Below are 26,636 nucleotides of genomic sequence, written 5' to 3'. Positions count from 1 at the left end.
AATCCGGACAATGATTAACGTTGTTCGGATTTCTCACTTCTAAAGAAGCAATAGATGCTTGTTATGATCGGCCAGGGGGCAAATTTAGCTAAAGGAATAGTCGGAGATTAAAAGAAATTTGAAGGTTATACTGAGGAAGAGGTTTGATTATTGGATTTCTATCTGGCAAAACGATCATTTTTCCAAAAAAACCAACCGATAAAAAAAACGAATGGATGTTCGATTTTTTCCTCGACAAAGTCATAAAAAAAAGCTATAGTATAAATATGAAATCGCAAGACCAATGATAAATTTATCATAGATAATCGAAATTTAAAGGAGGAAATAGCATGAGTGATCGTCAAGCAGCCTTAGATATGGCGTTGAAACAAATAGAAAAGCAGTTTGGTAAAGGCTCGATTATGAAGTTAGGAGAACAAGCAGAGCGTAAAATATCCACTATTCCAAGTGGTTCATTAGCTTTAGATACCGCTTTAGGAGTAGGTGGATATCCGAGAGGACGTATCATCGAAATTTACGGGCCTGAAAGTTCGGGTAAAACAACTGTTGCTCTGCACGCTATTGCTGAAGTACAAGCAGCAGGTGGACAAGCAGCATTTATCGATGCAGAGCATGCACTTGACCCTGTATATGCTCAGAACCTAGGGGTAAATATTGATGAGCTTCTTTTATCACAACCAGATACAGGGGAACAAGCCCTTGAAATAGCTGAAGCTTTAGTTCGAAGTGGTGCCGTTGATATTTTAGTTATTGACTCTGTAGCTGCTTTAGTACCAAAGGCAGAAATTGAAGGGGAAATGGGAGATTCTCACGTCGGTCTTCAAGCAAGATTAATGTCGCAGGCACTAAGGAAACTATCTGGTGCGATTAATAAATCCAAAACGATTGCGATCTTCATAAACCAAATTCGTGAAAAAGTAGGCGTTATGTTCGGTAACCCTGAAACAACACCAGGTGGTCGTGCATTAAAATTCTATTCAACGGTACGTTTAGAAGTGCGTAGAGCAGAAGCTTTAAAGCAAGGCAATGAGATTGTCGGTAATAAAACCAAAATTAAAATTGTAAAAAATAAAGTAGCTCCGCCTTTTAGAGTAGCGGAAGTTGATATCATGTATGGTGAAGGTGTATCAAAAGAAGGGGAAATTATTGATCTCGGATCAGAGATTGATATTGTACAAAAAAGTGGTTCTTGGTACTCCTATAATGATGAACGTTTAGGTCAAGGAAGAGAAAATGCAAAGCAATTCCTTAAAGAGAATACGGAAATTCGTTTGCAAATTCAAGAGAAAATCCGCGAGTACTATGGTTTAGACGTAGATAAATCTTCTAACAGCGATGATGAACAAGAGGAATTCGAACTCATCGATTAATTGAGAGAAAGCAGAGTACAGACTACTGTTGCTCTTTTACTTCGAAAAGAGATATTCACAACTTATAAATATAGTTGAATATCTCTTTTTGTATAGAAAAATCATGCGGTGAAAATCGTCATCTTCTTGGGCTCGTGATTATACATAATAACAGGCATTGTGGACTTATACTCTACCTTCAAGTACTTGACAATGAAATTCTGCGGCTTTACAATTAAAACTGTATAATTTACATTTTTTATATGTTAATTTGCATATTTGTTAAGGGAAGGTAGAAATTACCTTTTCAGAAGATATCTCTGTTGCAAATGGAGAATGCTTCCAAATAACTGTATTATTTGCAAACAATAAGAAGAATGAAAGCGTTGAAAAGCTTAAGTGCAGTATATTGTTAAAACGGTATACATGCCAACACTTTAAAAACGTAACAAAAAAGTTTATAGCAAGAGGAGGTGAAATGATGGAACTAGGTTATATCATCTCCATTTTGCTTGGCCTAATCGTTGCTGCTTTTGTTGGCTATTTCTTTCGAAAATCCGTTACGGAAGCAAAAATCGCTGGTGCCCGAGGAGCTGCTGATCAAATATTAGAAGATGCAAAACGTGAAGCAGAAGCTCTAAAGAAAGAGGCATTACTTGAAGCGAAGGATGAGAATCATAAGCTTCGCACAGAGGCGGAACGTGAAATTCGTGAACGTAGGAATGAACTGCAAAAACAAGAAAATCGTTTATTGCAAAAAGAAGAGAATCTAGACCGAAAAGATGAAACGCTAGATAAGCGTGAAGCGGTTTTGGAAAAAAGAGACGACTCTCTTGGCAAAAGACAACAGCATATTGAAGAGATGGAAAGCAAAGTGGACAAAATGGTACAGTCTCAGCAAACTGAACTGGAAAGAATCTCCGGGTTAACTCGTGAGGAAGCTAAATCCATCATTTTAGATCGTACTGAACAAGAGGTTGCACATGATATTGCCATCATGGTAAAAGAGAGTGAATCAAGGGCGAAGGAAGAAGCGGATAAGCGTGCGAAAGAAATCTTATCATTAGCGATTCAAAGATGTGCTGCGGACCATGTAGCTGAAACAACGGTGTCAGTTGTTAACTTGCCAAACGACGAAATGAAAGGTCGTATTATCGGTCGTGAAGGGCGTAATATCCGTACACTTGAAACGTTGACAGGTATTGATTTGATTATCGATGATACACCAGAAGCCGTTATTCTTTCAGGATTTGATCCTATCCGACGAGAAACTGCTCGTCTTGCACTTGATAAACTTGTACAGGATGGAAGAATTCACCCAGCTCGAATCGAGGAAATGGTGGACAAGGCCCGACGAGAAGTGGATGAGCATATTCGAGAGATTGGAGAGCAAACGACATTCGAAGTTGGTGTCCATGGTTTACATCCTGACTTGATCAAAATATTAGGTCGCCTAAAATTCCGTACAAGCTACGGTCAAAATGTATTGAAACACTCGATGGAAGTAGCGCAGTTGTCCGGTATGCTTGCTGCGGAATTAGGTCAAGATGAGACATTAGCTCGCCGAGCAGGATTATTACATGATGTTGGGAAAGCGATTGACCATGAAGTAGAAGGAAGCCATGTTGAAATTGGGGTTGAACTAGCGACGAAATATAAAGAACACCCAGTTGTCATTAATAGTATCGCTTCCCATCATGGTGACACGGAACCAACATCCATTATCGCTGTTTTAGTAGCTGCAGCTGATGCACTTTCTGCTGCAAGACCGGGGGCAAGAAGAGAAACGCTTGAGAATTATATTCGACGTTTAGAAAAGCTCGAAGAAATCTCAGAGTCATATGATGGTGTTGAAAAATCATTTGCTATTCAAGCGGGTCGTGAAATTCGCATTATGGTTAAACCGGAGCAAATTGATGATTTGGAAGCACACCGTCTTGCAAGAGATATAAGGAAGAAAATCGAAGAAGAACTCGATTATCCAGGTCATATAAAAGTAACGGTTATTAGGGAAACAAGAGCCGTAGAATATGCGAAATAAGAGCGATGCCTTTTAGGCATCGCTTCCTTTTTTGAAGGGTAAAAAATCTTAAAGAGCTAACAATCTAGCTTAGAGCTTGATTGGCGTATGTATGAATACAAGTATTTTTAGAAGGGGAATTTTATGAGAATTTTATTTGTAGGGGACGTTGTTGGATCATTAGGCCGTGAAATGGTAGAAGAGTATTTACCGAAGTTAAAGGAAAAGTATCGACCGCAAATAACCATTATTAATGGGGAGAACGCTGCTGGTGGTAGAGGAATTACCGAAAAAATATACAGGGAATTTTTATCTGCTGGGGCACAAGCGGTGACATTAGGTAATCACACATGGGATAATAAGGAAATATTTGATTTTATTGAGGAAGCAAAGTATTTAGTTAGGCCGGCTAATTTCCCTGATAATAATCCAGGGAAGGGTTTAGTTTATTTAAAATATAATAGTGAAGAAATAGCTGTTATCAATCTACAAGGTCGAACATTTATGCAACCAAGTGATTGCCCTTTTGAGAAGGCAGAGCAACTTATTGAAGAGGCAAAGCAAAGAACTCCGGTTATTTTCGTCGATTTTCATGGTGAAACAACAAGTGAGAAACAAGCGATGGGCTGGTATTTAGATGGTAAAGTGTCAGCAGTCATTGGCACTCATACACATGTGCAAACAGCAGATCAACGCATTCTGCCTAATGGGACAGCATTCATGAGTGACGTAGGTATGACTGGACCATACGATGGTATTCTTGGGATGGAAAGAGAAGCTGTATTAAAGCGGTTTATTACGAATATGCCGGTTCGTTTTGAAGTACCGAAAAGTGGAAGAGGAATATTGAGTGCCGTAACCATTGACATTGATATGAAAACAGGAAAAGCGAAGAAGATAGAAAGCGTTTTAATTAATGATGATCACCCATTTTATAGCTAAAAAAAACCTCCTCATTTTCTAATTTTTCTGGTCAAGCTGGAATATGTCTTTTTCATTATGAATATAGTAGCAGTGGAAACATTTATTGAAACCTGATGAACTCTTTAAAAAAAGAGCATTCAGGAGGGGGAAAAATGAGGAGGAGCTAGGAATGGAAATATTAAAAGTTTCAGCAAAATCTAATCCTAATTCTGTAGCTGGTGCGCTTGCTGGTGTTCTACGTGAAAGAGGAGCAGCAGAAATCCAGGCAATTGGTGCGGGTGCATTGAATCAAGCGGTTAAAGCAGTAGCAATCGCAAGAGGATTTGTAGCGCCTAGCGGTGTAGACTTAGTATGTATTCCTGCGTTTACAGATATTTTGATAGATGGGGAAGAGAGAACAGCTATAAAGCTGATCGTAGAACCTAGATAATGGCTGTCATTGTCCCATCAGAAAAAGTAAAAGCTCATTTGATTATCAAATGGGTTTTTTCTCTTTGTAGGACGAAAAAACAATAGAGAATGAATGAAATATTTTGTATATTTAAAGAATAAGGGAGTGAGAAAGTGAAGATAGTTGATGGTCATTGTGATGTATTAGCAAAAATGTTTTTGGACCCTTCCATTGAGTTTCAGTATTCGCAGCAGCTTCAGGCTAATCTTAATCGATTATTAGCCGGCGATGTGAAAGTACAATTGTTTGCTATTTATGTACCAGAGAAAATTCATCCAGAATTAAAGTTTAACGCAGCACTACAAATGGTTGATATTTTTTATGAGAAAATAGTTAAACCTCATCCTCAAGTGAAGGTAATCCAGTCGAGTGAAGATCTTCAAGGATTACAGGAAAATGAAATAGGGGCGGTTTTAACTCTAGAAGGCTGTGATGCAATCTACAATGATGAAGTGAAATTAAAAACGCTGTTAAGGTTAGGTGTAAAATCGGTCGGCTTAACTTGGAATTACGGAAACTTTGTTGCCGATGGTGTATTAGAGGAGAATGCAGGAGGACTATCACGATTTGGCAAAAAGGTTATAGAAATATTAAATGAACGCAATATATTATGTGACGTGTCTCATATAGCAGAAAAAGGGTTCTGGGATGTAATGGATAGAGCAAAGAGACCGTTTGCTTCACATTCTAATTGTCTTCATTATTGTTCACATCCAAGGAATTTAACCGATGATCAAATTCGAGCTCTTATTAAGAAAGATGGTTTGATTGGATTGACTTTTGTTAGAGAATTCTTAAATGAGCCACATAAAGCGTCAATCAATGATGTATTAAAACATATTGATCATATCTGCTCCCTTGGTGGAGAAAACCATATTGGCCTTGGTTCAGACTTTGATGGCACTGAACCACCACTAAGAGGACTTGAGCATGCGGGAGAATATCAATATTTGATTGACGCATTATTACAGCATTTTCCACACGATGTCGTAGAAAAGATTACCTATTATAATTTTAAAAATGTGTTATGTAGTAGATAAATAGATGAATTTTTCTAAACTATCTAAAAAAATAAACAAATCTATCAATTATTTAATCTTAAAGGCTTGCATTTTTACATTGTTAGGTCTAGAATTGAAAGCGTTTAGTACGTTAAATGGTGAAATGGATGTATAAAAAGAGATTATACAAGTTATTTACATATTTCTCATGTAATAAAAGGGGTGTAGGACATGGTGAAACAACTTTCGTGGAAGGTTGGCGGACAACAAGGCGAAGGAATTGAAAGTACTGGTGAAATATTTTCTATTGCATTGAATCGCCTTGGCTATTATTTATACGGATACCGTCATTTTTCTTCTCGTATTAAAGGGGGGCATACGAATAATAAAATTCGTGTGAGTACCTCTCAAACTCGGTCTGTTGCGGATGATTTAGACGTTCTTGTGGCGTTTGACCAAGAAACGATAGATGTCAATTATAAAGAGTTACATGATGGTGGGATCATCTTAGCAGATGCAAAATTTAATCCAGTGAAACCAGAAGATACAAACGCGATACTTCTATCTGTTCCATTTACACAAATGGCGACTGATTTGGGGACATCGCTGATGAAAAATATGGTCGCTGTAGGCTCAACTTGCGCCGTTTTAAATTTGGATGTGGAAGTTTTCAAAGAAGTAGTAGAAGAGATTTTTGCTCGCAAAGGACAAGCCGTTGTAGATAAAAATATGGAAGCGATAAAAGCTGGCTATGATACAACAGTTGAACAATTAGGTAAAACAGATGGCTTGATGCAGTTGGATGAAGCGGATGGTAAGAAAAGAATGTTCATGATCGGAAATGATGCCATTGCTCTGGGCGCATTAGCTGCAGGAAGTCGATTTATGGCTGCTTATCCAATTACACCAGCCTCAGAAATTATGGAGTATTTAATAAAAAAATTACCTGAACTTGGTGGTACTGTTATTCAGACGGAGGATGAAATTGCTGCTGCAACTATGGCGATTGGTGCCAACTATGCAGGAGTACGTGCTTTCACAGCCTCAGCCGGTCCAGGGTTATCTTTGAAAATGGAATCGATTGGTCTAGCGGGTATTACAGAGACACCATTAGTTATTGTTGATACTCAGCGTGGTGGTCCGTCAACAGGTCTACCAACAAAACAAGAACAGTCAGATTTAATGGCTATGATTTATGGAACACATGGAGAAATTCCAAAAATTGTTCTTGCACCAAGTACAGTACAGGAAGCGTTTTATGATACTGCTGAAGCATTTAATCTAGCTGAAGAATATCAATGTCCTGTTATTGTTTTATCAGATCTACAATTATCATTAGGTAAACAAACAGTGGAACCATTGAATTTTAATGAAGTAGAAATTCGCCGTGGGAAGCTACAAGGGGATCTACCTGAAATAGATAGCAAAGAATATTTTAAACGTTATGAAGTGACAGAGGATGGCGTATCGCCAAGGGTAATCCCAGGAATGAAATATGGGATCCACCATGTTACAGGTGTAGAGCATGATCAATCTGGAAAACCATCGGAATCAGCAGCAAATCGTATTCAACAAATGGATAAACGGTTCCGTAAAATTGAAAATGTAAAATTTAATACACCAGTATATAAAAATGCCCCTCATGAAGAAGCAGACTTGTTATTAGTTGGTTTCATTTCAACAAGAGGTGCAATTGAAGAAGCGATTACTAGATTAGAAGCAGACGGTTTGAAGGTCAATCACGCACATATTCGTTTGATTCATCCATTCCCAACTGATGAGTTAATGCCGTTAGTCGCATCTGCTAAAAAGGTTGTGGTAGTTGAGAATAATGCCACTGGACAGTTAGCAAATATTATCAAAATGAATGTTGGACATGCGAATAAAATCATTAAATATAATAAGTACGACGGGAATCCTTTCTTGCCGCACGAAATCCATACAAAGTGCAAGGAGTTGTTCTAAATGGCTACGTTTAAAGACTTTCGAAATAATGTAAAACCGAATTGGTGCCCAGGCTGTGGTGACTTCTCTGTTCAAGCGGCTATTCAACGCGCATCAGCTAATGTTGGTTTAGAACCTGAAGAGTTAGCTGTAGTATCTGGAATTGGCTGTTCTGGACGAATTTCTGGCTATATTAATTCATATGGATTTCACGGAATCCATGGACGTTCATTACCGATTGCTCAAGGTGTTAAAATGGCGAATAAGGACTTAACTGTTATTGCTTCTGGTGGTGACGGGGATGGCTTTGCTATCGGTATGGGGCATACGATTCATGCTATTCGCCGTAATATAAATGTTACGTATATCGTAATGGATAACCAAATTTATGGCTTAACAAAGGGGCAAACATCTCCGCGTTCATCTACCGGCTTTAAAACAAAATCAACACCTGAAGGTTCCATTGAACAAGCGATTTCACCAATGGAAATGGCTTTAACGGCAGGAGCTACTTTTGTTGCACAAAGTTTTTCAACCGACTTGAAAGATTTAACTGCTCTCATTGAACAAGGAATTCAACATGATGGATTTTCACTTATTAATGTGTTTAGTCCATGTGTCACTTATAACAAAATCAATACGTATGATTGGTTTAAAGCGAATTTAACTAAATTAAAAGATATTGAAGGATACGATTCTTCTAATAGAGAACAAGCAATGCAAACCTTAATGAAACACGAAGGATTAGTAACTGGACTTATTTATCAAGACACTGTTCGTAAGTCTTATCAGGAAATGCTACATGGTTATTCAGAGACACCGTTAGCAAAGGCTGATTTAAACTTAGATCAAGCCTACTTTGATAAATTAGTAGAAGAATTTATGTAAATTAAATAAAAGACTTAAGAGAATCCATTGTTGATTTTCTTAGGTCTTTTTTATTCTTCATAGAATGTAAGCCTATTTTTAATACTTGCCTACGAAAAAGAATAGATCAGGTGCATTGCTATTGTGTTCAATAGAAATACGCTTTATACTATAGTAATGTGTATAGAAATAATGGATAGAAATCGCCTACAGTATCATAGAAAGGGGCATGTCGTAAATGAATGAAAAACAAAGATTAGAAAGTCAACAAGTAAAGGTCGCAAATCCTGCGGACAAAAAATCCGAAAAGGATTACAGTAAGTATTTTGAACATGTGTATACAGCTCCATCTTTAAAGGATGCGAAGAAACGTGGAAAAGAAGATGTCGAATACCATAAGGATTTTGAAATACCAAGTGAATTTGCCGGCTTAGGAGAAGGTCGTAAGTTCTATATCCGTACATATGGATGTCAAATGAATGAGCATGACACGGAAGTAATGGCAGGGATTTTTATGAATTTAGGCTATGAACCAACTGAATCCGTAGATGATGCCAATGTGATTCTTCTAAACACTTGTGCAATCCGTGAAAATGCGGAAAATAAGGTGTTTGGGGAACTCGGACATTTGAAACATTTAAAACAAAAAAATCCTGATTTACTTATCGGTGTTTGTGGGTGTATGTCTCAAGAAGAATCTGTTGTTAATAAAATTCTTAAAACATATAACCAAGTAGATATGGTGTTTGGAACACATAATATTCACCGCTTGCCAAATATTTTACAAGAAGCTTATATGTCTAAGGAAATGGTACTTGAAGTTTGGTCTAAAGAAGGCGATGTGATTGAAAATTTACCTAAAGTGAGAAGAGGTAATATCAAGGCTTGGGTAAATATTATGTATGGCTGTGATAAATTCTGTACGTATTGCATCGTTCCTTATACAAGAGGAAAAGAGAGAAGTCGCAGACCAGAAGATATCATTCAAGAAGTTCGTCAACTAGCGGCAAAAGGCTATCAAGAAATTACTTTATTAGGACAAAATGTGAATGCTTACGGTAAAGACTTTAAAGACATGAAGTATGGTCTTGGGGATTTAATGGATGAAATTCATAAAATTGATATTCCTAGGGTCCGTTTTACCACTAGTCATCCACGTGACTTTGATGACCATCTCATTGAAGTGCTGGCAAAAGGCGGCAATCTTGTAGAACATATTCATTTACCTGTGCAATCAGGTTCTAATGATGTATTGAAAATTATGGCTAGAAAGTACACGAGAGAACAGTTCCTAGAGTTAGTACGCAAAATAAAAGAAAACATACCAGGAGCAACTTTTACTACGGATATTATTGTTGGTTATCCGAATGAAACTGAAGAACAGTTCGAGGAAACGATGTCGCTCTATCGTGAAGTAGGTTTTGAAGCGGCGTATACTTTTATCTATTCTCCTCGTGAAGGTACACCTGCTGCGAAAATGAAGGATAATGTACCAATGGAAGTGAAGAAGGAACGCTTACAAAGATTAAACGCGCTAGTGAATGAAATATCTGCTGAATCTATGAAGAAATACAAAGATGAAATAGTTGAAGTGTTAGTAGAAGGGGAAAGCAAAAATAACCCTGATACATTGGCAGGCTATACAAGAAAGAACAAGTTGGTAAACTTTAAAGGACCGAAGACAGCAATAGGAAAAATCGTTAAGGTGAAAGTGACGGATGCTAAAACTTGGTCACTTAATGGTGAGATGATTGAAGAAAAAGAAAATCTTGAGGTGAGCTAAGATGGCGAAGTATTCTAAAGATGATATTGTAAAACGTGCAAGGGAACTAGCTGTAATGATTGCTGAAACGGAAGAAGTAGATTTCTTTAAACGTGCGGAAGCACAAATTAATGAGAATGAAAAAGTTTCAAAGATTATTACGCAAATTAAAGGTCTACAAAAACAAGCGGTTAATTTACAACATTATGGGAAAGAGGAAGCTTTAAGAAAAACAGAAGCGAAAATTGATTCTCTTGAAGAAGAGCTAGATGCAATTCCTGTTGTTCAAGAGTTTAAACAATCTCAAGTGGATGTAAATGATTTATTACAAATTGTCTCTTCAGCCATTTCTAACAGAGTGACGGATGAGATTATTTCGTCAACTGGTGGCGATTTACTATCTGGTCAAACCGGTTCACAATTGAAAAATTCAGGCTGTCAACATTAAGAATGAAATGGAAGGGTGATCACAAGTCGATGTGATCTCCCTTTTGATTTTTTACTATTGATATCAGCAGCTTTTAGAAACTCGTTTTTATTAGTTTAATGTTCTTTTAAGGAAGGAAATGTTTCTTATTGATTACTTAGGTTTCAAACTTCTTATTATTGAATAGATATGGATAGACAAATTGTAGTGTGGAATGATTATCAAAATAGGTTAAAAATATGGTTTTACCATCTTTTCCTTCGTTGTGTGAGATGAAAATATGGTCTTTTTTTGCTTGTTAAAATAAATCCATCACATTCAATGCAACAGTATTTACACCAATTTACACCAATTTCCTTCAATCCATAATCGTCCTTTCTAAAAACAATTCTTTTACTATTAATTTGATTATACATCTGCATCGTTGTCGTTTTGGGCAATGATTGAATCGATTGTAGCTGCAGTACCTTTGTTGATGAAAAACTGAAAAGTGATAAAGATATAGTTAAAAAATAGCCTAAAGACCAGTAATAATACCCAGCGCTGCCGATCTGCGCTTATTTAAACGGCTAATCTCACTTATATATGAATCTTATTTGGAGTAAATTTATATCACTAATTTTGCGCCTTTTTGTGAGAAATGAAAAAGTGGACTATAAGAAAACAATATAATTGAGAACAAACCATACAGTAAGGTGAAATTTGAGAATTCAAATTTTCAACAAGTAAAGATGTGGTTTCAACGTTCTTATTTAACTGACCAATAAATCCTTTGTTAGACAACTCTCCCAATAACAACACTTCCATCCTCGTATGATAAATTTAATAGCGACGTGACAATCAATACAGGCAGTTGCACCAAAAGTGAGAGAAAATGTTATAAGAAGTTGATGAAAAATCTTTCCTAGATTGGGCCCTTGCCCACCTCAGTCCGTAACACTCGCCCGTATGCGGCATATGATAAAGCATGCTAATGGATTTGGCTAATTGCCCACAAGAAAATATGTCGCACACTAGTCTAATATCCCGCATAGGATGAATTGAAAATGAATGAGGAGGGTTCGCTCGCAATGGGAGACTATAGAGAGATAATAACGAAGGCAGTCGTTGCGAAAGGACGAAAGTTTATCCAGTCCAATCACACGGTTTGTCCTCAACACCACCCATCTAGTATTCTTGGTGCTTGGATCATTAACCATAAGTACAAAGCGAAAAAGGTGGGAAATACTGTAGAGGTTAGCGGAAGCTTTGATATCAATATCTGGTATTCTTATAAAGATAACACGCAAACTGAAGTAGTTACAGAGTGCGTGGAATACAAAGATGTAATCAAAGTGAAGTATCGTGATGAAGAAATCCTTGACGATATTGAAGTTGTTGCACGGGTCGTTCAACAACCAAACTGTATTGAAGCAACAATCTCTAAAAATGGCAATAAAATTATTGTACATGTAGAGAGAGAGTTTATTGTTGAAGTCATTGGAGAAACAAAGATTTGTGTAGCAGTTGCTGATGCTGGTGACTGCGAAGATGAAGATTGGGGATTGGAAGCAGAAGATGAGGAATTTGAAGACTTAAACCCAGACTTCATCATTGGAACTGAAGAGGAATAAAAACTAACTAGGAGGTTTTACTTCCTAGTTTTTTTCTTTTTTCAGAGTGTTGAAGAGTTAAGGCGGGTAAGAGTATGAAGCATTTCTAATCGTTTGTTGACTTTCAAGTATGATATAATGAGATAAGAAAATAATAGATTATGAATTATGTGGAGGAAATTATGGCAGCAACATATACGCCGATGATACAACAATATTTAAGGGTAAAGGCAGATTATCAAGATGCCTTTTTATTTTTTCGTTTAGGCGATTTTTATGAGATGTTTTTTGAAGATGCGATTTCAGCATCAAGAGAGTTAGAAATTACATTAACAAGTAGAGACGGAGGAGCTGAAGACCGCATACCGATGTGCGGGGTACCTTATCATTCAGCCCCGAATTATATCGAACGCTTAATTGAAAAAGGCTACAAAGTAGCCATATGTGAACAAACCGAAGATCCGAAACAGGCTAAAGGTGTGGTCAAAAGGGAAGTTGTTCAATTAATTACACCTGGGACTCGGATGGAAGGTAAGGGGTTAAATGAAAAGGAAAATAACTATATTGCTACAGTAAGCGCATTTGAAGATGATACTTATGGTTTTGCATATAGTGATTTATCAACAGGAGAAACAAAAGCGACCATTATAACTGATGGTTTTACTTCCATTTTGAATGAGCTTTCAGTTTCTAATGCGAAAGAAATTGTCGTCTCTTCGCAGTTCTCAGATAAATGGCTCAAAAAGATGAAAGAGAGAATGGTACTGACCATTTCTATTGAAGACGATATCCAAACTCGGGAAGTGTTTCAGGAAAGTGTAGCAAAGTTAGCAAATGATCGTCTGCGTGAAACAGTAATGAGATTATATAATTATTTATACAAAACACAAAAACGTAGCCTTGACCATTTGCAACTAGCTGAAGTGTATGAAGTGAACCAATTTATGAAAATTGATTATTTCTCGAAGAAAAACCTAGAACTAACTGAAACGATGCGTTCAAATGGAAAGAAAGGTTCACTTCTTTGGCTGCTGGATGAAACGAAAACAGCGATGGGTTCGAGAATGTTAAAACAATGGATAGATCGTCCGTTAATTAATAAGGATGCCATTATAGAACGACAATCAATGGTGGAAACTTTCATGAATCATTATTTCGAACGAGAAGAGCTAAGAGATACTTTAAAAGAGGTATATGACCTAGAGCGACTTGCAGGTAGAGTCGCATTCGGTAATGTCAATGCTCGTGACTTATATCAATTGCAAAAATCATTACAGCAAGTACCCAAAATAGGTCATGTAGTGAATCAGTTAACGAATAACGTAGCTAAACAGTTGGCAAATGAACTTGATCCTTGTGAGGATGTAACCGACTTGTTAGAAAGAGCCATTACCGATAATCCCCCGTTAACCATCAAGGAAGGGAATATTATTGCTGATGGTTTTAATGAAGAACTCGATCAATATCGTGACGCAACGAAAAACGGTAAAAATTGGATCGCTCAGCTTGAGAAGAAAGAGAGAGAGAAGACAGGGATTAAGTCATTAAAAATTGGATACAATCGTGTCTTCGGATATTATATTGAAGTGACAAAGTCTAATCTTCATCTGTTAGAAGAAGGTTTATATGATCGAAAGCAAACCTTAACAAATGCTGAAAGGTTTATTACTCCAGAGCTAAAAGAAAAAGAGGCATTAATTCTACAAGCGGAAGAAAAATCGGTTGAACTAGAATACACATTATTCTTAGAGGTAAGAGAACAGGTAAAAGAGCATATTCCACGCATCCAGAATCTTGCCAAGCTTATAAGTGAATTGGATGTATTGCAATGTTTCTCTATGGTTAGCGAACAGCGACAATACCATAAACCGACCTTTTCTAGTGAACGGAAAATCGTCATTGAGGATGGGAGACATCCGGTTGTTGAAAAAGTGATGAATGCGCAAGAATATGTAGCAAATGACTGTTATATGGATGAGGAAAGAGAGTTGTTACTTATTACTGGACCTAATATGTCAGGTAAAAGTACATATATGCGACAAATTGCTTTAACCTCAATTTTGGCACAAGTTGGTTGTTTTGTTCCTGCTAAACAAGCGGTGTTACCTATTTTTGACCAAGTGTTTACTAGAATAGGTGCGGCAGATGATTTAATCTCTGGACAAAGCACATTTATGGTCGAGATGTTAGAAGCAAGGAATGCCATTGTTCATGCCACAGAAAATAGTCTTATCCTATTTGACGAAATTGGTAGGGGAACGTCAACCTATGATGGAATGGCCCTTGCTCAGGCGATTATTGAATATATTCACCACCATATTGGGGCGAAAACATTGTTCTCAACGCATTACCATGAGCTTACTGTTTTGGCAGAGGAGTTACCCCATCTAGAAAATGTGCATGTAAGTGCAGTTGAACAAAACGGGAAGGTCGTATTTCTCCATAAGATTAAAGAAGGCTCAGCAGATAAAAGTTATGGTATACATGTTGCCCAACTTGCAGAGCTACCGGAGACATTGATTCAAAGAGCAAACGAAATCCTTACGCGACTAGAAGCAAAGGATTCATCAAAAATAAATGCAACAGCAACAAAAATAGACGTACAAGAAGAAGCGGTTGGCCAATTGTCATTCTTTGAAGAAGAAACGCAAGCGAAAAGAGGAACAAATATTGCAACAAAGGAAAGAAAGTTGCTTGATCAGCTAAAGAAACTAGACATTCTAGAAATGACACCGATGACGGCATTAAATACCTTATATGAGATACAAAAAAAATTAAAATAAAGATTGAAAGGGTGAATCCTAATGGGTAAAATCAAGCTCTTAGATGATTATCTATCAAATAAAATCGCAGCAGGAGAAGTCGTTGAGCGTCCAGCATCTGTTGTAAAAGAATTAGTAGAAAATGCAATTGATGCTGGCAGTTCTGTCATTGAAGTGGAAGTAGAAGAAGCTGGCCTTTCAAGTATCCGCATCATCGATAATGGAGAAGGAATAGCAGAAGATGACGTTCTCCATGCGTTCCATCGACATGCGACAAGTAAAATCCAAGACGAGAGCGACCTATTTAGGATTCGCACATTAGGATTTAGAGGGGAAGCGCTGCCCTCTATTGCTTCCGTTTCCAAAGTCGAATTGAAGACTTGCCATAGTGATATAGGTACGAGAGTGGTGCTTGAAGGCGGCAAAGTTATAACGATGGAAAAGGCAGCTAGTCGTAAAGGTACAGATATTACCGTGTCAGATTTGTTTTACAATACGCCGGCTAGACTTAAATATATGAAAACGATTCATACCGAATTAGGTAATATTACAGATGTCATGAATCGCTTATCTTTATCACACCCGGAGATCTCATTCAGGTTACTCCATAATGATAAGCAATTGTTAAAAACAACAGGCAATGGTGATGTTCGTCAAGTTTTAGCGGCGATCTATGGTTTAAATATTGTCAAAAAAATGATTCCCATTCAAACTCAGTCCCTTGACTTCAAGGTTTCTGGTTATGTAGCGTTACCAGAAATAACGAGAGCTTCGAGAAATTATATTTCAACGATGATCAATGGTCGGTTTATTAAAAACTACCCTTTAGTGAAAGCGATTCAGGAAGGTTATCATACATTATTGCCGATAGGACGGTATCCCATTGTTTTATTAAACATTGAAATGGACCCATTATTAGTAGATGTAAACGTTCATCCTTCTAAAATGGAAGTTCGGTTAAGTAAAGAGCATGAATTAAACGAATTAGTAACGGCCACCATTAAACAAGTCTTTAAAAAAGAAGAATTAATTCCAAGTGGCTTTACCGAAAAGAAAATAATTAAGCCAAAAGAAGAACAAACATTCCTTCACCTCGATCATTTACCTGAAAGAAAACCATTTAAAGAGATCGAGCGAGAAAGGAAAGCAACAGAAGTACAATTCATCCAAGAAGATTCAGTAACACCAAACGAACAGGTAAAAAATACGATCTTTGAAACGGCTCCTGCAATAGAAGTTTATGCTCCATCTAAAGAAGTGGACTTACAAGAAGAAGAAAATATAACGCTTGCAGAAGAAGAGGAATTCGTGCTTCCTTCAAGAGTCCCAGCGATGTATCCGATAGGTCAAATGCATGGTACGTATATTTTTGCACAAAATGATAATGGTTTGTATATCATTGACCAGCATGCGGCTCAGGAAAGAATCAAATATGAGTTTTTTAAGGAAAAGGTTGGGAAAGTAGAAAGTGAATTACAGGAGCTTTTGATACCAATGACCTTTGAATATGCGAATGACGATGTGATAAAGATTGAAGAATATAAAGACGAACTTGAAAAAGTGGGGGTTTTCTTAGAGGAGTTTGGCCACAACAGTTATATCGTTCGTGCTCATCCACAATGGTTTCCTAAAGGAGAGGAACAAGAAACGATCGTGGATATGATAGAACAATTGTTGAATATGAAACGAGTGGATATAAAAAAACTGAGAGAAGAAGCGGCTATCATGATGAGTTGTAAAGGTTCCATAAAAGCAAATCGCCATTTACGTAACGATGAAATTCAAGCATTACTTGATGAGTTACGACAAACGAATGATCCTTTTACTTGTCCTCATGGTCGCCCAATTATCATTCATTATTCTATATATGAAATGGAGAAAATGTTTAAGCGTATTATGTAAGACCAGCTTTAAAGAGGCCTTTGTTTTAAGAAAGATACAGGAAAACCACGCTAAAACGCTTATGTTCACATAAAAAGAGAGAACCGCAAAATTAGTGATACGCGGTTCTCTCTTTTTTAATTATTTCGCATTGGCTGTTTGTAATTTGTCCATGTATTTTAATGATTTTCCTGTTCCAATTGCGACGGATTCTAACGGATTTGGAGCAAGGTGAACAGGCACATCAATCTCTTGACTGATCCATTCTTGCATACCGTTAAGTAAAGCTCCACCGCCAGTTAAAATGACTCCACGGTCAACGATATCACCGCTTAATTCAGCAGGGCTATCTTCTAAAGTTGCTCTTAGTGCTTCTAAAATACTGAGTAACGCTTCTTTCATCGCATCTCTAATTTCAAATGAAGAAAGCTCAATGGTTTTTGGTAAACCAGTAACTAAATCTCTTCCACGTATCTCCATTTTTAATTCATCATGGTTAATCAGCGCATGGCCAATTTCAATTTTAATATTCTCTGCTGTTCTTTCACCAATAAGTACGTTATATTCTTTACGCACATACTGAATAATATCATCGTCTAAACGGTCTCCGCCAATACGGACGGAGTGGCAAGCAACTACACCACCGAAGGAAATAATCGCCACTTCAGTTGAACCGCCACCTATGTCAACTACTACATTTGCGACTGGCTCATCGACTGGCATACCCGCGCCAATTGCTGCTGCAACAGGTTCCTCAATAACGAAAACTTTTTTTGCACCGGCGTTTCGTACGGCGTCTTGAATCGCTCTTCTTTCAACACTTGTCGACCCGGAAGGTGTACAAACAACGACACTCGGCTTTCTAATTGAGAAGCCACCAGCTTTTGCAGCCTTTTTCATAATATGACGTAACATTTCCGTCGTTGTATCGAAATCGGCAATTACCCCATCTTTTAATGGTCGTATGGCGACAATTCGTCCCGGTGTTTTTCCAATCATTTCTTTTGCTTCAGAGCCAACTGCAAGCACTTTTTTTGTTTCTGTATCAATCGCAACAACAGAAGGCTCATTGAGAGCGATTCCTTTTGCCTTACTATAAACAAGTATATTAGCTGTTCCTAAATCGATTCCAATTTCAGCATTTCCTATCATTATCAATCACCTAATTTCCTATAATTCTGCTTCGTCTCAATCCTTTTTCATAAGACCATATTCATAAGACATCTTATCTTAAACTCCGCTTTTTATAAGGTAACATGAAACGACTATAGAAGCCTGAATGTAAATAAAACGTTATAAAAATGTAATCTCCACTGTAAAAAAGAATCGAATCCGCAATAAAAAAGGTTTAATTTGTAGAAAAAGGGTGAATAATGTTTGAGTATTGATTGTCTTTTTTCCTTCCTATGCTTATGGTACGATAAGGTAGAAATTGAAAGACTAAAAGGCAGTGTGAGTGAATGACAAATCAAAAAGAAAAAATTATTATTCTTATAGGACCTACTGCTGTAGGGAAAACAAAAACAAGTATTGAACTGGCAAAAAAATATAATGGTGAAATTATTAGTGGTGATTCCATGCAAATTTACAAAGGTATGGACATTGGTACAGCTAAAATAACGAAAGAAGAGACAGAAGGTATCAGCCATCATTTAATTGATATTAAAGAGCCAGATGAAAGTTTTTCGACAGCTGAATTTCAAACAATTGTCAGAGAAAAGATAACTGAAATCAGTAGTAAAGGGAAGTTACCCATTATTGTAGGGGGGACGGGACTATATATACAATCCGTTCTATTTGACTATCAATTTTCAAATGCCCCCTCAGATGATGATTTTCGATATCACTTAGAGAAAAGGGCGAAGGTTGAAGGGAATGTTTGTATTCATAAGGAATTACAGGTGGTCGATCCGGTATCTGCGGGAAAAATACATCCGAATAATATTCGAAGAGTGATTCGGGCTCTCGAAGTATACCATTGTACGGGAAAAACGATGACAGAGTGGCAAAGTAAACAGGAACTTGAATCGGTATATAATGCCGCTGTAATCGGTTTAACAATGGATAGAGATCTTTTGTATAAACGGATTAATCAGAGAATAGATATGATGATGGATAATGGCCTATTGGAAGAGGTGAGAGGGTTTTGTGATAAAGGATTGCAAAACTGTCAGTCCATGCAAGCGATAGGATATAAGGAATTCTACCCTTATTTTGATGGTTTGATTACTTTAGACGAGGCTGTTGATCAGCTAAAGCAAAACTCACGAAGATATGCCAAAAGACAGCTAACCTGGTTTCGTAATAAACTGGATGTTAGTTGGATAGATATGAGTGAAGCTCTCGATTCAAAGGGTTTTCATAAAAAAATAAATGAAATTTATGTAACGATTGAAGGAAAGCTGAAAATTAAATCGAATACATAATAATAGAGATAAAAGAGGAGGATTTGTAATGAAAACATCAATCAATATCCAAGATCAATTTCTAAATCAATTGCGAAAAGATAATGCCAATGTGACAGTTTTCTTATTAAACGGTTTCCAAATTAGGGGGCAAGTAAAGGGATTTGATAATTTTACTGTCCTATTTGAATCAGAAGGAAAACAACAACTTGTTTATAAGCACGCGATTTCAACATTTGCTCCTCAACGAAATGTATCGCTAGATATGGAACAAAAATAATAAAGTTGCTTCGTCGAGTCCGCAAATGATGCGGGCTTTTTCTTATGCTTTGACAATCTTGTTGGAAGAAATTCGGTTAATCTATAATTTATATTTAATTATTAACAATTTTGTTTTCACTAAAAAAACTTTAATGATTTTCCTCCAAATTGAATATATATGAACAAGAAGACTCTAACTTCTAATAATAGAATAGGCTAAATAGCGACTTGAGATAACGACTAGGCTTTTGTCACAATTAAGGCAATCTTAGCGTATACTGGTGCAAGAGAATGTGAGGTGAAAGCTATTGGATCAGCCGATTCGTTTGAAAAATAATGGACAAATCAGTATTGTACTAAATTCTCAAAAAAGAAAAGCCTTAACAAAGGAAATACCCGAACCGAATGTTGTACAAAAAACCTTACAATCAGAGCATCTTGCTCTTAGAGAAATTGAAGAAGAATTAGCTGCCTTAGTTGGCATGGAAGAAATGAAGAGAATGATTAAAGAAATCTATGCTTGGATCTATGTGAACAAAAAGCGAGAAGAAGCAGGACTGAAAGCGGGAAAGCAGTCCCTTCATATGATGTTCAAGGGAAACCCTGGTACAGGGAAAACAACGGTAGCAAGGTTAATAAGTAAGCTATTTCAAAAAATGGATGTTTTGACAAAGGGGCATTTGATCGAAGCTGAAAGGGCTGACTTAGTAGGAGAATATATTGGCCATACAGCTCAAAAAACGAGAGATTTAATTAAGAAAGCAATCGGAGGCATACTTTTTATCGATGAAGCTTATTCCCTCGGTAGAGGAGGGGAAAAGGATTTTGGTAAAGAGGCAATCGATACATTAGTGAAACATATGGAAGATAAACAGCATGATTTTATACTGATTTTAGCCGGATATTCAAAAGAAATGGACTATTTTTTATCTTTGAATCCGGGTTTACATTCTAGATTTCCGCTTGTTATTGATTTTCCAGATTATTCAATTGAACAACTAATGGAAATCGGGCAAAGAATGCTGAAACAAAAAGAGTACGTACTTAGTAGAGAAAGTGAAAGGAAATTAAAAGATCACTTACTTTGGGTGAAAACAGTCTTAAATCCACAAACATTTTCTAATGGAAGATATATAAGAAATATTATCGAAAAGGCAATACGTGCACAATCCATGAGGCTTTTAATGCAAAGTCATTATGACCGCCATGAATTAATGACTATTAGAAGCAACGACTTAGTTTTTGAAGAAGATGATTGACTTTGTTTTAGCTCCGATTAATTTAGGAGTTTGTTTTTTGTTATTAATAGAGATGCAAATTGAAAAAAGCAGAGCCGGTCTCCTACCTCTTATCGTGGGCTGAAACGTGGCTCTGTTTTTTTACTATTTTATCTTTAATTTAACTTGAATTGTTTTGTAGGAAGTTTCCATTTATAAGTGTAAGATAATACTCTAAGGGCGGTAATTGTTATGAATAATATAATGAGTTCTACTGCAGATGTGAAAATGTTTAATCCGATTAATAGCCCAGTAATAATCGCCCAAACCGCATAGATTTCTGATCGTAATACCAAAGGTTTTCTTTGTGCTAATAAATCACGAATCATTCCACCACCACTACCGGTTAATACTGCGGCAACGATAATTGCGCTTAATGGATGATTCATATCAGCAGCATAAAGTGCACCTTGTATAGCAAATGCTGATAATCCGATGGCATCAGTGAAGTTCCCCCATTTATGCCAATGCTTCAATAAGTGATGGGGAAAAATAATAATCAATGTAATAGACAAGAGGGCGATTTGAAAAAAAGTTCCCTGTTCCCATAATGTTGAAACGGGTACCCCAATTAATATATTACGGATGGCTCCCCCACCAAAGGCAGTGACAATACCTAAAATATAAATGCCTAATATATCATAATCTTCTTCCATTGCTACGATAGCACCGCTAATGGCAAAAGCAATTGTACCAATCATACTTAAAAAATCCCAAGTTAACATCACATATCACCACACGTTCTTAAAATCCTGCAAAAACACAAACATATAGATTTTAACATGAAAAAGCATGAAATCAATGATTTTCAATAAATAAATTTTTGTGGTAAACAATATTTATTGATACTTAGCAGGGACATTTTGGATAACCGGAAATTTTCTCCCTTTAACGTAAAGAATAATTAGTGAATTACAAAAGAATTTGATATGATAATGATATGTTAAAAAGAAAGTAGGGCTTTAATGGAACAACAGTCTTTTAAAGAAAAAGCGATACTTGTCGGCTGTCAAACGACTGAAGACGATTTGCAATATAGTTATTCAATGGATGAGCTTGTGTCACTAACAAAAACAGCTAAAGGTGAAGTGATTACAAGTGTTGTACAAAAAAGAGAGAGAATTCATCCATCTACATATATAGGAAGAGGGAAAGTTGAAGAAATATCACGCCTACAAGAAGAGACCGAAGCAGATGTGATTATTTTTAATGATGAACTATCTCCTAGTCAAGTTCGTAACTTATCCGAAGTCATTTCGGCAAGAATTATTGATCGAACCCAGTTGATTCTTGATATTTTTGCGGGCAGAGCTCGTTCAAAAGAAGGGAAACTGCAAGTTGAACTAGCTCAATTAAAATATTTACTACCGAGATTATTGGGACAAGGAACAGCACTTTCACGACTAGGCGGGGGAATTGGGACAAGAGGTCCAGGTGAGACAAAGCTTGAATCAGATCGCCGTCACATACGAAGGAAAATTGATGATATTGATAAGCAATTGAGGGCAGTTGTTCATCATAGGAAGCGTTATCGCGAAAGAAGAAAGAAGAATCAAGCACTGCAAATCGCCTTAGTAGGTTATACGAATGCGGGTAAATCGACACTGTTTAACCGTCTAACCGAAGCTGATTCCTATGAAGAAAATCAATTATTTGCCACACTTGATCCAATGACAAGAAAAATGTCTTTACCAAGTGGATATACAGCCCTTTTAACCGATACAGTTGGATTTATACAAGACTTACCGACTACGTTAATTGCAGCTTTTAGATCTACTTTAGAAGAAGTAAACGAAGCGGATCTCATTTTACATGTAGTTGATATGTCTAATCCGGACTACACCCAACATGAACAAACCGTACAACAATTAATTGATGACTTAGAGCAGGAAGAGATTCCACAATTGATTGTTTATAATAAAAAAGATGAAGCACATGAAAGGTTCATTCCAACAAAAGGTAGGGACACGTTACAAATGAGTGCATTAAATGATCGTGATCTCCATTTGCTAAAAGAAGCAATTGAACGAGCGATCACCCAATTAATGGACTCGTATACTGCTGCAATCCCTGCTTCAGAAGGAAAGTTATTATCGCTCCTAAATACGGTGACTATTGTGCGGAGTAGTGAGTTTATAGAAGAAAAACAAATGTATTTGGCTAAAGGTTTTTACTTCAAAGATCATCCAATCACACAAATGCTAAATCATTATAGAGTATAGAAAGTAAAGGTGTAGATCATGTTCCAAAGCTTAATAAATGGAGAATCTCTTTCTGAGATTGTTCAAGAAGTAGAAAAAAAAATTTCTTGTGTGACACATAAAATAGAGGAAAGAATAGATGAGAATCAATTTCGGGTTCTGCAGAGTTTTCAAAAACACCGTGTAAGTGATAGCCACTTTATACCCTCGACGGGATATGGTTATGACGATGCGGGTAGAGATACTTTAGAATTAATCTATGCAGATGTCTTTGGTGGCGAAGCCGCATTGGTTAGACCACAAATCATTTCTGGTACTCATGCTATATCCACTGCGCTATTTGGTATTTTACGACCGGGGGATGACCTTTTATATATTACGGGTAAACCTTACGATACGTTAGAAGAAATCGTCGGTATAAGAGGTAAAGGGGTAGGGTCTCTAAAAGAATTTCGTATTGGGTATGATGCGGTTGAATTGCAAGCGAATGATACTGTTGATTTTGAGGTAATCAAAGAAAGAATGACATCTTCAACAAAGATGGTTGGTATACAACGTTCAAAAGGTTATGCGGAAAGACCATCATTTACAATAAATGAAATAAAAGAAATGATTCATTTTGTTAAGTCCATCAACCCTGAAGTCGTTATCTTCGTAGATAATTGTTACGGTGAATTTGTTGAAGAGATGGAACCTTGTCATGTTGGTGCCGATTTAATGGCCGGTTCCCTTATTAAGAACCCTGGCGGTGGATTGGCGAAAACGGGTGGTTACATTGTTGGAAAAAAAGCCCTTGTAGAAGCCTGCTCTTATCGATTAACTTCCCCTGGCATTGGAGCGGAAGCTGGAGCATCACTATATAGTTTACAGGAGATGTATCAGGGCTTTTTCTTAGCCCCTCATGTAGTGGGACAGGCTTTGAAGGGAGCGGTTTTTACAGCAGCAATCCTCGAATACTTTGGGATGAAAACTAATCCAAGATGGGATGCAGAGAGAACAGACCTAATACAATCAGTACAATTTGGTGAAGCTAAAATGATGGTTGCCTTTTGTCAAGCGATTCAATATGCATCCCCAATCAACTCTCACGTTACTGCTTATCCAGCATATATGCCAGGATATGAGGATGATGTCATTATGGCTGCGGGTACTTTTATACAAGGAGCAAGTATTGAGCTTACAGCAGACGGTCCTATTCGGCCCCCGTATGAAGCATATGTTCAAGGTGGATTAACCTATTCACATGTAAAAATCGCCATTTGTACAGCCTTAGACCAATTATTAGAGAAAGACCTCATTCAAAAGTATCAATAAATATAGAGAAAGGAGACGGATATATGCTGCCTCCTTTCAGTATTAGGAAAAAAGTTTGAAAATTTCATGATTTCCATGTGATAAAACATAACATTTTGTTGACAGATTATCTAACACGACATATAATAGGATATAAGATACAAAGAAATTAAAAGTAAAAGAATGAAGGAGGAGAGATGGTTGACTGGAAGTGAAATACGTCGTTCCATGCCGCTCTTTCCAATTGGCATTGTGATGCAGCTGACTGAGCTAACAGCAAGACAGATTCGCTATTATGAAGAACACCAATTGATTACTCCAGCTAGAACGGATACGAATAGAAGGCTATATTCATTGAATGATATTGATAAATTGCTAGAGATCAAAGATTTAATTGATCAAGGGGTCAATATGGCGGGAATAAAGCAACTATTCACAGTGAAACAACAACAAGAGATGGATGAACAAGCATTTAAGAAGCAAGAAGAAAAAGTGAGACACGATTTGTCAGATGACGAATTGAGAAAGCTTTTGCGTAAAGAATTTATGCAAGCAGGTAGGTTTACTCGATCGTCTTTAAGGCAAGGTGATTTATCACGCTTTTTCCATTAAAATAAAAAATCTTTTCTTGACTTTAAAGGAGGAAACACAAGGTGGCAAAATTCACTAAAGAAGATATCAGACGTATTGCTGAAGAAGAAAATGTTAAATTTATTAGATTGCAATTTACTGACATTCTAGGAACAATTAAAAACGTAGAAATTCCAATTAGTCAGCTTGAAAAAGCTTTGGACAATAAAATGATGTTTGATGGTTCCTCAATTGAAGGTTTCGTTCGCATTGAAGAATCCGATATGTATTTATTCCCAGACCTAGACACATGGGTTGTATTCCCTTGGACGGCGGAAAAAGGAAAAGTAGCTCGTTTAATCTGCGATATTTATAATGCAGATGGTACGCCATTCGCGGGAGACCCTCGTAATAACTTAAAAAGAATCCTTAAAGAAATGGAAGACCTCGGTTTTACAGACTTCAATCTTGGACCTGAACCGGAATTCTTCTTATTTAAGTTAGATCATCAAGGTGAACCAACTTTAGAACTTAATGATAATGGTGGTTATTTTGATTTAGCTCCGACTGACTTAGGTGAAAATTGCCGTCGTGATATCGTTCTTGAGCTTGAAGAAATGGGCTTTGAAATTGAAGCTTCTCACCATGAAGTGGCTCCAGGGCAACATGAAATCGATTTTAAATATGCTGATGCACTTACAGCATGTGATAATATCCAAACATTTAAATTAGTGGTTAAAACAATTGCACGTAAACACGGTTTACACGCAACATTTATGCCAAAACCATTATTCGGTGTGAACGGATCAGGTATGCACTGTAACGTTTCATTATTTAAAAATGGTGTAAATGCATTCTATGATACAAAAGGTGATTTAGAACTTAGTGATACAGCACGTAATTTTATTGCAGGTATCATTAACCATGCACCAAGTTTCACAGCTGTAACAAATCCAACCGTAAACTCTTTCAAACGTTTAGTGCCTGGATATGAAGCTCCTTGTTATGTTGCTTGGTCTGCAAGAAACCGTTCACCACTTATTCGTATCCCAGCATCACGTGGTGTCAGTACACGTGTAGAAGTACGTAGTGTTGACCCAGCTGCCAATCCATACCTTGCAATGGCTGTTCTTCTTAAAGCTGGATTAGATGGTGTGAAAAACAACCTAACACCACCAGCTCCAGTAGATCGTAATATCTATGTTATGAGCAAAGAGGAACGTGAAGCTGAAGGTATTAAAGATCTTCCAGCAACACTTTATAGCGCGCTAGAACTTCTCAAACAAGATGAAGTAATGGTTGCTGCACTTGGTGAGCATATTCTTGAACACTTTATTGAAGCAAAAGAAATTGAGTGGGATATGTTCCGTACGCAAGTTCACCCATGGGAACGCGAGCAATATTTACAAATGTATTAATAGATAATACCAAAGTGGTTTTTTCAGACTGTAGGTAAACTCGGTGTAATCGAGGTACCTACAGTCTTTTTGTATTTAAAAATAGAAGAAAGTAAAGCGGTGAGGATCATCCTTGAGGCGTTTATTATGAACCTCTTTACATTTAATTTATAGAAGTAGCCTTAACATCTGATTTTTTATAAAACTTAAGAAGATGTCATATCAAATATAAAATGGTCTTTTAACAAGGTA

At 36.9% G+C, this 26,636-nt stretch carries 21 protein-coding genes; 19 read left to right on the top strand and 2 right to left on the bottom strand.

From position 1 onward, the window contains the following. Positions 1–329 precede the first annotated feature (329 nt). The 12 genes from recA (at position 330) to mutL (ending at position 17,001) form a co-directional block, all read left to right on the top strand. The gene (gene recA / locus MKX29_RS22245) at positions 330–1,370 is read left to right on the top strand and encodes a recombinase RecA (RefSeq protein ID WP_095369461.1); all 1,041 of its coding nucleotides are present in this window, start codon (positions 330–332) and stop codon (positions 1,368–1,370) included. A 460-nt stretch (positions 1,371–1,830) separates the two neighbouring features. Next, positions 1,831–3,390, top strand: a complete 1,560-nt coding sequence (gene rny, locus MKX29_RS22240; RefSeq protein WP_095369460.1) for a ribonuclease Y — start codon at positions 1,831–1,833, stop codon at positions 3,388–3,390. Between the two features lie 123 nt (positions 3,391–3,513). Continuing rightward, on the top strand, positions 3,514–4,311 hold the full coding sequence (locus tag MKX29_RS22235; protein ID WP_095369459.1) for a TIGR00282 family metallophosphoesterase: 798 nt from the start codon (positions 3,514–3,516) through the stop codon (positions 4,309–4,311). A 151-nt stretch (positions 4,312–4,462) separates the two neighbouring features. After that, a complete protein-coding gene (gene spoVS / locus MKX29_RS22230) occupies positions 4,463–4,723 on the top strand; it encodes a stage V sporulation protein SpoVS (protein WP_095369458.1) in 261 nt (86 codons plus the stop codon). A 134-nt stretch (positions 4,724–4,857) separates the two neighbouring features. Beyond that, positions 4,858–5,784: a dipeptidase gene (locus tag MKX29_RS22225; protein WP_341107844.1), complete on the top strand. Its 927-nt coding sequence runs from the start codon at positions 4,858–4,860 to the stop codon at positions 5,782–5,784. Positions 5,785–5,976: 192 nt separating this feature from the next. Beyond that, a complete protein-coding gene (locus tag MKX29_RS22220) occupies positions 5,977–7,710 on the top strand; it encodes a 2-oxoacid:acceptor oxidoreductase subunit alpha (RefSeq protein WP_251161483.1) in 1,734 nt (577 codons plus the stop codon). Beyond that, positions 7,711–8,577 carry a 2-oxoacid:ferredoxin oxidoreductase subunit beta gene (locus MKX29_RS22215; protein ID WP_341107841.1) on the top strand — a complete coding sequence of 289 codons (867 nt, stop codon included), beginning with the start codon at positions 7,711–7,713 and terminating at the stop codon, positions 8,575–8,577. It abuts the gene before it with no gap. A 217-nt stretch (positions 8,578–8,794) separates the two neighbouring features. Further along, positions 8,795–10,339 (top strand): tRNA (N6-isopentenyl adenosine(37)-C2)-methylthiotransferase MiaB, encoded by a 1,545-nt coding sequence (miaB, locus tag MKX29_RS22210; RefSeq protein ID WP_341107839.1) that lies wholly within the window; start codon positions 8,795–8,797, stop codon positions 10,337–10,339. 1 nt (position 10,340) lies between these two features. Beyond that, complete coding sequence (locus tag MKX29_RS22205; protein ID WP_095369453.1) at positions 10,341–10,766, top strand: RicAFT regulatory complex protein RicA family protein; 426 nt, start codon at positions 10,341–10,343, stop codon at positions 10,764–10,766. A 1,049-nt stretch (positions 10,767–11,815) separates the two neighbouring features. Continuing rightward, positions 11,816–12,358 carry an outer spore coat protein CotE gene (locus tag MKX29_RS22200; RefSeq protein WP_095369452.1) on the top strand — a complete coding sequence of 181 codons (543 nt, stop codon included), beginning with the start codon at positions 11,816–11,818 and terminating at the stop codon, positions 12,356–12,358. Between the two features lie 161 nt (positions 12,359–12,519). Next, positions 12,520–15,120, top strand: coding sequence for a DNA mismatch repair protein MutS (gene mutS / locus MKX29_RS22195; RefSeq protein ID WP_341107837.1), 2,601 nt, complete (start codon positions 12,520–12,522; stop codon positions 15,118–15,120). Positions 15,121–15,141: 21 nt separating this feature from the next. Then, positions 15,142–17,001, top strand: a complete 1,860-nt coding sequence (gene mutL / locus MKX29_RS22190; RefSeq protein WP_341107835.1) for a DNA mismatch repair endonuclease MutL — start codon at positions 15,142–15,144, stop codon at positions 16,999–17,001. Between the two features lie 120 nt (positions 17,002–17,121). Here mutL and mreBH read toward each other — a convergent pair whose 3' ends face one another. Beyond that, the gene (mreBH, locus tag MKX29_RS22185) at positions 17,122–18,132 is read right to left on the bottom strand and encodes a rod-share determining protein MreBH (RefSeq protein ID WP_095369449.1); all 1,011 of its coding nucleotides are present in this window, start codon (positions 18,130–18,132) and stop codon (positions 17,122–17,124) included. A gap of 308 nt (positions 18,133–18,440) precedes the next feature. Between mreBH and miaA the strand changes: the two genes are divergently transcribed. From miaA to spoVK, 3 genes are all read left to right on the top strand, one after another. Then, on the top strand, positions 18,441–19,406 hold the full coding sequence (gene miaA / locus MKX29_RS22180) for a tRNA (adenosine(37)-N6)-dimethylallyltransferase MiaA (RefSeq protein ID WP_341107832.1): 966 nt from the start codon (positions 18,441–18,443) through the stop codon (positions 19,404–19,406). A 28-nt stretch (positions 19,407–19,434) separates the two neighbouring features. Further along, entirely contained in the window at positions 19,435–19,665 is a 231-nt protein-coding gene (gene hfq, locus MKX29_RS22175; RefSeq protein WP_095369447.1) for an RNA chaperone Hfq, read from the top strand. A gap of 289 nt (positions 19,666–19,954) precedes the next feature. Continuing rightward, a complete protein-coding gene (spoVK, locus tag MKX29_RS22170) occupies positions 19,955–20,905 on the top strand; it encodes a stage V sporulation protein K (RefSeq protein ID WP_095369446.1) in 951 nt (316 codons plus the stop codon). A 134-nt stretch (positions 20,906–21,039) separates the two neighbouring features. Here the strand turns inward: spoVK and MKX29_RS22165 are convergent, their stop codons facing one another. Then, the gene (locus MKX29_RS22165; protein WP_341107829.1) at positions 21,040–21,648 is read right to left on the bottom strand and encodes a trimeric intracellular cation channel family protein; all 609 of its coding nucleotides are present in this window, start codon (positions 21,646–21,648) and stop codon (positions 21,040–21,042) included. Positions 21,649–21,888: 240 nt separating this feature from the next. Here MKX29_RS22165 and hflX point away from each other — a divergent pair, with 240 nt between their 5' ends. The 4 genes from hflX (at position 21,889) to glnA (ending at position 26,405) form a co-directional block, all read left to right on the top strand. Further along, positions 21,889–23,145 (top strand): GTPase HflX, encoded by a 1,257-nt coding sequence (gene hflX, locus MKX29_RS22160; RefSeq protein WP_341107827.1) that lies wholly within the window; start codon positions 21,889–21,891, stop codon positions 23,143–23,145. Between the two features lie 18 nt (positions 23,146–23,163). After that, positions 23,164–24,438, top strand: a complete 1,275-nt coding sequence (locus MKX29_RS22155; protein WP_341107825.1) for a methionine gamma-lyase family protein — start codon at positions 23,164–23,166, stop codon at positions 24,436–24,438. A 180-nt stretch (positions 24,439–24,618) separates the two neighbouring features. After that, positions 24,619–25,029: a MerR family transcriptional regulator gene (locus MKX29_RS22150; RefSeq protein ID WP_095369443.1), complete on the top strand. Its 411-nt coding sequence runs from the start codon at positions 24,619–24,621 to the stop codon at positions 25,027–25,029. A 41-nt stretch (positions 25,030–25,070) separates the two neighbouring features. Then, complete coding sequence (gene glnA, locus MKX29_RS22145) at positions 25,071–26,405, top strand: type I glutamate--ammonia ligase (RefSeq protein ID WP_341107823.1); 1,335 nt, start codon at positions 25,071–25,073, stop codon at positions 26,403–26,405. The last annotated feature ends 231 nt before the right edge of the window (positions 26,406–26,636 follow it).

This window comes from Cytobacillus sp. FSL R7-0696, assembly GCF_038006865.1.
Taxonomy (GTDB): domain Bacteria; phylum Bacillota; class Bacilli; order Bacillales; family Cytobacillaceae; genus Cytobacillus; species Cytobacillus kochii.
Note: the sequence above shows the minus strand (reverse complement) of the source record. Positions and strands in the feature narration are given on the sequence as shown.

Coding starts and splice junctions, on each gene's coding strand:
- MKX29_RS22155 (WP_341107825.1), top strand. CDS start 23,164: ATGTTCCAAAGCTTAATAAATGGAGAATCTCTTTCTGAGATTGTTCAA.
- MKX29_RS22200 (WP_095369452.1), top strand. CDS start 11,816: ATGGGAGACTATAGAGAGATAATAACGAAGGCAGTCGTTGCGAAAGGA.
- miaA (WP_341107832.1), top strand. CDS start 18,441: ATGACAAATCAAAAAGAAAAAATTATTATTCTTATAGGACCTACTGCT.
- miaB (WP_341107839.1), top strand. CDS start 8,795: ATGAATGAAAAACAAAGATTAGAAAGTCAACAAGTAAAGGTCGCAAAT.
- mutL (WP_341107835.1), top strand. CDS start 15,142: ATGGGTAAAATCAAGCTCTTAGATGATTATCTATCAAATAAAATCGCA.
- mutS (WP_341107837.1), top strand. CDS start 12,520: ATGGCAGCAACATATACGCCGATGATACAACAATATTTAAGGGTAAAG.
- rny (WP_095369460.1), top strand. CDS start 1,831: ATGGAACTAGGTTATATCATCTCCATTTTGCTTGGCCTAATCGTTGCT.
- hflX (WP_341107827.1), top strand. CDS start 21,889: ATGGAACAACAGTCTTTTAAAGAAAAAGCGATACTTGTCGGCTGTCAA.
- hfq (WP_095369447.1), top strand. CDS start 19,435: ATGAAAACATCAATCAATATCCAAGATCAATTTCTAAATCAATTGCGA.
- MKX29_RS22205 (WP_095369453.1), top strand. CDS start 10,341: ATGGCGAAGTATTCTAAAGATGATATTGTAAAACGTGCAAGGGAACTA.
- recA (WP_095369461.1), top strand. CDS start 330: ATGAGTGATCGTCAAGCAGCCTTAGATATGGCGTTGAAACAAATAGAA.
- MKX29_RS22165 (WP_341107829.1), bottom strand. CDS start 21,648: ATGTTAACTTGGGATTTTTTAAGTATGATTGGTACAATTGCTTTTGCC.
- MKX29_RS22215 (WP_341107841.1), top strand. CDS start 7,711: ATGGCTACGTTTAAAGACTTTCGAAATAATGTAAAACCGAATTGGTGC.
- MKX29_RS22235 (WP_095369459.1), top strand. CDS start 3,514: ATGAGAATTTTATTTGTAGGGGACGTTGTTGGATCATTAGGCCGTGAA.
- spoVS (WP_095369458.1), top strand. CDS start 4,463: ATGGAAATATTAAAAGTTTCAGCAAAATCTAATCCTAATTCTGTAGCT.
- MKX29_RS22220 (WP_251161483.1), top strand. CDS start 5,977: ATGGTGAAACAACTTTCGTGGAAGGTTGGCGGACAACAAGGCGAAGGA.
- mreBH (WP_095369449.1), bottom strand. CDS start 18,132: ATGATAGGAAATGCTGAAATTGGAATCGATTTAGGAACAGCTAATATA.